General features: G+C 71.6%; 2 protein-coding genes and 1 pseudogene. All 3 read left to right on the forward strand.

Going from position 1 to position 1,782, the window contains the following annotated elements; genetic code table 11:
* Positions 1-417, forward strand: a pseudogene (locus BFF76_RS30560) (DNA/RNA helicase domain-containing protein); the annotation flags it as partial.
* 135 nt (positions 418-552) lie between these two features.
* Positions 553-1,044, forward strand: a complete 492-nt coding sequence (locus BFF76_RS30565) for a hypothetical protein (protein ID WP_065849509.1) — start codon at positions 553-555, stop codon at positions 1,042-1,044.
* A 24-nt stretch (positions 1,045-1,068) separates the two neighbouring features.
* Positions 1,069-1,425 carry a DUF7739 domain-containing protein gene (locus BFF76_RS30570; RefSeq protein WP_065849510.1) on the forward strand — a complete coding sequence of 119 codons (357 nt, stop codon included), beginning with the start codon at positions 1,069-1,071 and terminating at the stop codon, positions 1,423-1,425.
* Positions 1,426-1,782 lie beyond the last annotated feature (357 nt).

The raw sequence follows: 1,782 nt of genomic DNA on the forward strand, positions 1-1,782 counted from the left end.
TCCTTGAGCATGGCTCGCACCTACGTCGTCGGGAGCATCGAGCCGTGCACCGGCTACGACCCACTGATCCTGGCCCTGTACGGCCCTCAGGCGCCTCCCGGCGAACCGATCGACCTGGAGGCCCACATGACCGCCAAAGAGCGCAAGGCGGCCGGTGGGGGCGACGGAGAAGACGACGAGCCGTCCACCTCGGAACCCGAGCTCGACACCGCCACGATGTCGACCGCCCAGCGGATCCTCGCGGCGCTGCCGGCGGACGGCCTGACCGAGGTCGACCTCCTGGCCGCGCTCAACGCCGACGGAGGACGCGAGGTCCGCCGCGGCTCCCTGCGCACCACGATCAGCGGCCTGCGCGGGAAGGGGGAGATCGCCCGGCCCGACAGTACCGGGCTCATCGTCCCCATCCCGGCGGACTGACCGCCCCCGCACAGCAGCACGCAGGCCCGGAGCATCCCCCGCTCCGGGCCTGCCGCATACCCACGCACCGGGGCCCTGGAGATTCCGCCTCCGGGCCCCGGCCCCTTCCCCATCGCGACGAAGAAGGAGCACCCAGTGGAGCACACCGAGAGCACCGCAGCAGGCCGCCCGCTCAGCGAGCTGGAGGCCGACGCCCGCGCCCGCCAGCTCATCGACGCGGCATACCGGCCGACGCCGACGTCGTTCCGCGACGAGACCCCAGTCCCCACGTACGGCCCGACCCCGCCGGTCGTCCAGGACGGTCGCCCCCCGATGTCCCAGCGCGCCACCGATGCCAGCGCCCTCATGCTCTCCGGCAGCGTGGCCGCCCTGTCCGTCGGCGGCGCCACCTCCCTGGTCCTCTTCACGCTCGGGCAGGTCGACCCCACCACGCTCGCCGTGGCCGGCGCCGCACCCGTCGCCCTGGTCCTCGCCGTCGGATCACTGCTGCGGTCCGTCGGCAAGGCCAAGGCGGACATGCACACCGAGACGCACAACCACTTCACCGGCTCAGTCCGCCAGGAGACGACGAACGTGTCGAGCACGACGAAGGGCCTGTTCGCCAAGAACCGCAACGACGTCCGCTGACCCGCTCGCGACCTGGAGACCGTGATGACCCGCACGCACCAGATCCATGCCTCCGAGCCCCATGTCGTGGTGTCCCACGGCGCGGACTTCTTCGGCGAGGACCAGCATCCGCTGACATCCCTGACGAGCCTGGCCGGGTACGCCGAGGGCTGCCTCTCGCAGGACGAGCGCGGCCCGGTCGTACTACTGCTGAGCAACCCGGGCGAGGGCGGCACCATGACGCCCGGCCAGGCTGCCGAGATCGCCCCGCTTCTGCTGAAGCTCGCGCGGCACCGCTTCGTACGGCCGAAGGAGTCGGCCATCGCTCACGCTCTCGCGGCGGCCGCCAAGGAAGCCGCGACCGCCGCCGGCCCCTGGGAGTGGCGGATCGAGAACGCGTAGTACCGAGCACCACCGAGGCCCCCGGCCCGTCTCCACTGAGGCGGGCCGGGGGCCTTTCTGCGTTCTGGGGGAGGAAGGCCGTATAACGAGGACTTCGCTCACGTCCTGTTACGGGCCTTCGGCCCGGCGGCGCCCACTCTCCCCGGTCCGACTCGACGTCGGCGGCCGCCGCCAGGAGGAAGGCCGCCGACGTCCCTCCGCGGCTGACGTCCGTGGAAGTGCGGCGAGCCTCCGCGTCGCCGGACGACAACTCGCGGTTGTCGGGACTGGCCGTTCTCTGGTCAATGTCGACTTCGTACCCGAGTGACGCCTGTACGCGCGTATGCTCTATGGCGAGCAGGGGAATCCGGTGCGAAT

Source organism: Streptomyces mutomycini (assembly GCF_001700505.1).
Classification (GTDB): domain Bacteria; phylum Actinomycetota; class Actinomycetes; order Streptomycetales; family Streptomycetaceae; genus Streptomyces; species Streptomyces mutomycini.

Coding starts and splice junctions, on each gene's coding strand:
- BFF76_RS30570 (WP_065849510.1), top strand. CDS start 1,069: ATGACCCGCACGCACCAGATCCATGCCTCCGAGCCCCATGTCGTGGTG.